The organism is Sediminibacterium sp., assembly GCF_051861365.1.
Classification (GTDB): Bacteria; Bacteroidota; Bacteroidia; order Chitinophagales; family Chitinophagaceae; genus Sediminibacterium.
The window spans coordinates 102,147-108,573 of sequence record NZ_JBHYCW010000010.1 but is presented as its reverse complement, the minus strand read 5'-3'; the positions used below and the strand labels follow the sequence as shown (position 1 = coordinate 108,573).

General features: G+C 42.2%; 4 protein-coding genes. All 4 read left to right on the top strand.

Going from position 1 to position 6,427, the window contains the following annotated elements; translation table 11 throughout:
* Window positions 1-2,446, top strand: a 2,446-nt coding sequence (locus ACTIEV_RS06690; protein WP_439516263.1) for a beta strand repeat-containing protein, incomplete at its 5' end; no start/stop codon positions are given.
* Window positions 2,447-2,564: 118 nt separating this feature from the next.
* Complete coding sequence (locus ACTIEV_RS06685; RefSeq protein ID WP_322195708.1) at window positions 2,565-3,260, top strand: FKBP-type peptidyl-prolyl cis-trans isomerase; 696 nt, start codon at window positions 2,565-2,567, stop codon at window positions 3,258-3,260.
* Between the two features lie 69 nt (window positions 3,261-3,329).
* A complete protein-coding gene (locus ACTIEV_RS06680) occupies window positions 3,330-4,019 on the top strand; it encodes an FKBP-type peptidyl-prolyl cis-trans isomerase (protein WP_322195709.1) in 690 nt (229 codons plus the stop codon).
* Between the two features lie 211 nt (window positions 4,020-4,230).
* On the top strand, window positions 4,231-6,381 hold the full coding sequence (gene fusA, locus ACTIEV_RS06675) for an elongation factor G (protein ID WP_250685056.1): 2,151 nt from the start codon (window positions 4,231-4,233) through the stop codon (window positions 6,379-6,381).
* Window positions 6,382-6,427 lie beyond the last annotated feature (46 nt).

Below are 6,427 nucleotides of genomic sequence, written 5' to 3'. Positions count from 1 at the left end.
CACAGCGAACATTACAAACCTAGCTGGACTGACCAACTTGAGTGTAACGAATACGATTCAAGCTGCGACCGTAAGTGGAACGACGGGTAACTTTACGAATATCAATGCAACGGGTACGATCACCGGAGGAACCTTCAGTGGTACTTTAAGTGCAAGTGCGCAGAACTCTATTACGAGTCTGGCGAATATCAGTTCGATTACAGCAACTGGTACCATCAGTGCAGCAACGCTGAGTGCAACGACTGGTAACTTCACAACAGCGAACATTACGAACCTAGCTGGTTTAACCAACTTAAGTGTTACGAATACGATTCAAGCTGCGACCGTAAGTGCAACGACGGGTAACTTTACGAATATCAATGCAACGGGTACGATCACTGGAGGAACCTTCAGTGGTACTTTAAGTGCAGGAACATTGAATAGTATCACTAGTCTTGCAAATCTGTCTAGTATCACTGTTACAACAGCAGCAATTACAAACGGTACTATTACTAACGCGAATATTACTAACCTAACTGGTTTAACTAATTTAAGTGTAACTGGTACTTTACAGGCAGGTACAGTAAGTGCTACGACCGGTAATTTTACTACAGTAAATGCTTCTTCTATTGCAGGTTTAACAAATTTGAGTGTAACAGGTACTTTACAGGCAGGTACAGTAAGTGCAACGACCGGTAATTTTAGTAATGCAACAGTTACCGGAACTATTAGTGCAAATACATTGAGTGGTGCATTGGCAAACGCATTGAGTGTTTCGAATGGTTTATTGGCTAATAACCTTACCAGCACCACTTATAATGGATCAGCAGCTGTTACCCTACGAGTAGATACTTCAATAGTGGGCACAAGGGCTAGAATGGATAGTGTTGCCATGAGGAAATTCAATATTTCCGATACCCTTCAGTTTAGTAGCCGAATTAAAACATCCGATACTGCGGCTATGCTGGGAGGTAGCGCATATTATGCTGGTCTGGATCCAAATACAGGCTATGCCCGTTACGGACAAGTATTGAAATACAAAGACGTCGACTCTGTCATGTCTCCGATCTATCTGAAAAAAATAGATACTAGTGCAATGCTGACGCCTTATCTTGATAGGCTGAATACCTTTCAAGCAGATTCATTCCCGGCAGTACAAAGTCGTATACAAACCAAATCTCCTTTGGCTGGCTCGAGTGCCTTGATAACAGTGGGCACCATCACTACGGGTACATGGAGTGCTACTATAATAGACCCATCCAAAGGGGGTACCGGTGTGAATAATGGTTCCAGAACCATAACTTTAGGAGGTAATCTGACAACTCTTGGTGCATTCAATACCACATTCAATGTTTCCGGTGCGACCAATATAACCTTGCCAACTGCTGGTACGCTAGCTACATTAACAGGTACGGAAATATTGACCAATAAAACCATCAGTGGAGCCTCGAATACATTGACCAATATCGCTACATCATCTTTAACAGGTACATTGGCGGCTGGTCAGTTCCCTGCATTGACAGGTGATGTTACTACTACTGCAGGAAGCCTTGCTACTACCTTGGCAACAGTGAACAGTAATGTGGGCACATTCGGATCATCCACGGCTATTCCAACGATCACTGTCAATGGTAAAGGCTTGGTAACAGGTGTAACAACCAATGCAGTAGTTGCTCCGGCGGGCACCCTAACAGGTACTACTTTAGCTTCGGGAGTTGTAAACTCTTCATTGACGTCAGTAGGTACCTTAGGTAGCTTGAATGTATCAGGAACAGGAACTTTTGGAACAGTGAGTGCAACCACTTTTAATGGTGTTGCGGCAGCTCAAAATATTCAAATTTATACCTCAGGCTCAGGTAATTACATTGTCCCAGCAGGCATTTACTCGATTATAGTAGAAGTTGTGGGTGGTGGTGGTGCTGGAGGCGGAACTATTAGTTCAGGTACAAGTGGTATTCAAGCTTCTAGTGGTGGTGGTGCTGGTGGTTACGCACGTTCAGTTATTGCAGTTACTCCTGGACAAAGCATAAGTTACTCAGTAGGTGCTGCAGGTACTCCAGCAAGTGGAGCAGCTGGGGGAGCGGGAGGTAATACTACTTTCGGCGCACTAACAGCTAATGGAGGCGGAGGAGGGGCTGTCCAAGCAAACGGTGCAACCGTACTTAGAACTGCAGGTGGCACAGGTGGTACAGCTTCAGGTGGAAATTTGAATATTCAAGGTGGTGATGGAGATCCGGGTATGAGGTTTTCCGCAACTGTAGGCTACTCTGGTAAAGGAGGTAATTCTAGACTTGGTTTTGGAGGCCAATCAGTAATTATAGCTAACTCTTCTATTGCCGGTTTGGTAGGTGATGGATTCGGAGCGGGAGGTAGTGGCGCATTCTTCCTACGCACTGGAGGTACACCGGCAGCACAATCTGGTGGTGCAGGTCTTGCCGGTGTTATTATCATTCACGAGTTTAAATAATGGTTGTTTTATTTATTGACGAAAAATAATACTTATTAGTGTCAATTGGTTACTGATATCATTAACTTTATCGACATTTTTTTAAATATGAAGCGTTTACTTTAGACTATTTCAATAGATGAGAAAATTACTCAGCATACTATCTGTTTTTTTTACAACCATCTGTTTTGGACAAAAAGCTACTACAAAAACGCCCGTTACAAATAATACGATAAAATTGGTTTCCATCAATGATTCCATTCAATACGCTATCGGCGCATTTGTAGCACAATGGATCAATAACAATAGTTTTATTATCAGCAATCCTACATTGTATATCAAGGGTATGGATGATGTATTTCAAAATAAACCCCGTTTGATTCCTGATTCTGTAGTGCCTGTAATGATCACCGCTTATCAGCAGGTTACTCAAAAAGATCGTTCCTTAAAACTAGAACAACAACTCTTTACCAATATCAAACAAAGACCGGGTTTGGGAATACTACCCAATGGCGTACATTATTTTATTTTGAAATCTGCTCAAGGACAACGACCCTTGCCCTCTGATACGGTTACCATTCAATTGAGAGGTACATTAGCAGATGGTACCGTTTTTGAAGATACTTATCGTAAGTCGCCGGTGAAAATAACACCTGCTGAAATGGTTCCCGGTGTGAGTGAGGCCATACAAATGATGCCGGTAGGATCTAAATGGCAGATTTATGTACCCGCCATGTTAGCTTACGCTGATAAAGGAACTGCTGTAATTCCCCCAAACAGTGCATTAGTAGTAGAAATAGAATTATTGAATATCACCAGTCCCAAAAAAGATTAATTGAACATTGTTCGTGTAATATACATTCTATATATTTATAATATCTTATCGCTTAATAAATCACAAAACATGAAAACTTTATTACTCTTTGTTCTTTCCGCTGTAATGAGTGTGAGTCTACTTGCTCAAACCAAAACTCCTGCACAAATCGCTAAAGAAAAAGCAGATGCAGATACACTTCAGTATGCTTTGGGTGTATACATGGTAAAATCATTGCAAAAAAACGGAGTGATCATTACTAACCCGACCATGTTCCAAAAAGCAGTAGATGATGTACTGGCCAAAAAGAAACTCATGATCAGTGAAGCAAGTGCTGAGTCCAAAATCAATAACTTTCAAAATGCCATCAATTCAGAAAAAGGATTGTTGATGGAACAAATGCTCTTTGCAGAACTCAATAAACAATCAGGTGTTGTTCGCATGCCCAGTGGTGTGAACTATGCAGTGATCACAAAAGGAACCGGAAGAAATCCGGAGCCTGAAGATACCGTTGTAATTAACATCGTTGGTAAATTACCCGACGGTACTGTATTTATCGACTCAGACAAAAACAAAGAATCTTTTCTAATTCTAGTGAAAGACCTGGTGTTAGGATTACAAGACGCAGTACTGAGAATGAAAGAAGGTTCTGTTTGGCGCGTATTTATTCCCGCAACATTGGGTTTTGGCGCATCCGGTAATGGTTCTTCAGTTCCTCCTTACACACCATTGATATATGATATTGGATTGATTTCTGTACGTTCGGCCAAAGCTAAGTAAGCTATCCTTGATTCTTATGATGGCAAAAATCCATCTAATAATTTGATTATCAATTTTTTAAGAAAAGCCTTGGGATTTTACCCAAGGCTTTTTTTTCGGGGATAATTTAATCTGACTGCTATTATTAGGGAATTGGTATTATTCCTACCTTTGCCGCCTTGAAAATGGGAGCGTATGCTTCCTGCAAAAAAATATTTAAACAAGCACTTTTATGGCTGACTTGAAATTTCAACGCAACTTTGGTATTGCCGCACACATCGATGCCGGTAAAACCACTACTACCGAGCGTATCCTGCGCTACACCGGTATGATTCACAAAATTGGTGAGGTACATGATGGTGCCGCTACTACTGACTGGATGGAGCAGGAAAAAGAAAGAGGTATCACCATTACTTCTGCTGCTGTTAGCTGTCAGTGGAATTTCCCAACTGTAAAAGGGAAAGCTGATGCCAATACAAAGAGCTATTACTTTAATATCATTGATACTCCGGGTCACGTGGATTTTACCGTAGAGGTAGAACGTTCTATGCGTGTACTGGATGGCTTGATTGCCCTTTTCTCTGCTGTGGATGGTGTTGAGCCTCAATCTGAGACAGTATGGCGTCAGGCGAACCGTTACAAAGTTCCTCGTATCGGTTTCGTAAATAAAATGGACCGTTCCGGTGCCGACTTCCTGAATGTAGTCAATCAGGTAAAGGAAATGTTGGGTGCAAAAGCTGTTCCTTTACAATTACCGATTGGTGCTGAAGATAATTTCAAAGGTGTAGTTGACCTGATCAAAATGAAAGGGATCATCTGGCACATGGAAACAGAAGGAATGACTTTCGATGAGATCGATGTTCCGGCTGATATGAAAGAAGATGTAGAATTCTGGAGACAGAATTTAATTGAAGCAGTAGCTGAATATGATGATACATTGATGGAGAAATTCTTCGATGATCCAAACAGCATTTCTGAAGATGAAGTTCATGAAGCAATTCGTAAAGCTTGTATCGATTTGAGCATCGTTCCTATGATGTGCGGATCCTCATTCAAGAATAAGGGTGTACAAACTGCACTGGATGCTGTTTGTCGCTACCTGCCTTCTCCCGTTGATATCGAAGATACCGTAGGTACTGATCCTGACACAGGTGAAACCATTACTCGTAAACCTAGTGCAAAAGAACCATTTGCGGCACTGGCATTTAAGATCATGACAGATCCTTTCGTAGGTCGTCTGGCCTTCTTCCGTTGTTACAGTGGTCACCTCGATGCGGGTTCTTATGTGTTGAACGTAAGAAGTGGAAAGAAAGAGCGTATCAGCCGTATCATGAAGATGTTTGCCAACAAACAAAACCCAATCGACTTCATCGAAGCGGGTGATATTGCAGCAGCTGTAGGGTTCAAAGAAATTAAAACCGGTGATACCCTTTGTGATGAGAATCATCCAATTACTCTTGAGAACATGTTCATCCCTGAGCCTGTAATCGCGATCGCTGTTGAGCCTAAAACACAGGCCGATGTAGATAAAATGGGTATGGCTATCGCTAAACTGGTAGAAGAAGATCCAACACTGCGTGTAAATACGGATGAAGATACAGGTCAAACCATCCTTCGTGGCATGGGTGAATTGCACCTTGAGATCATCGTAGATCGTATGCGTCGTGAATTCAAAGTAGAAGTAAACCAGGGTGCGCCTCAGGTTGCTTATAAAGAAGCATTCGGAACCACTATCGAACACCGTGAAGTGCTGAAGAAGCAGTCTGGTGGTCGTGGTAAGTTCGCGGATATCCAATTCTCAATCGGTCCTGCTGATGAAGAATGGCTGAAAGAAAACGAAGGAAAGCATTTCCAATTCGTGAATGATATCTTCGGTGGATCGATCCCCAAAGAATTCATCCCTGCTATTCAGAAAGGTTTTGAAACCGCAATGACTACAGGTGTTCTGGCAGGTTATCCGGTGAACAATATGAAGGTTCGTGTATTCGACGGTAGCTACCATGATGTGGATTCTGATTCAATGTCATTTGAATTGTGTGCGAAGTCTGGTTTCCGTGAAGCAGGACGTAAGGCAAAACCAACATTGTTGGAGCCGATCATGAAAGTAGAAGTATTGACTCCGGATCAGTACATGGGTGATGTAACAGGTGACTTGAACCGTCGTCGTGGTATGTTGGAAGGTATGGATAGCCGTGCTAACCTGCAAGTGATCAAGGCGAAAGTTCCTTTGAGCGAAATGTTTGGTTATGTAACCCAACTGCGTTCATTGTCTTCTGGTCGTGCCACTTCAACCATGGAGTTCTCACACTATTCTCCTGCACCCAACAATATTGCAGAAGAAGTGATGGCAAAGAACAAAGGAAAAGTAAAGATCGAGGAATAAGATTCCTTGCTCACATAGAAAAAGCCCCGGCAGTGATGTTGGGGCT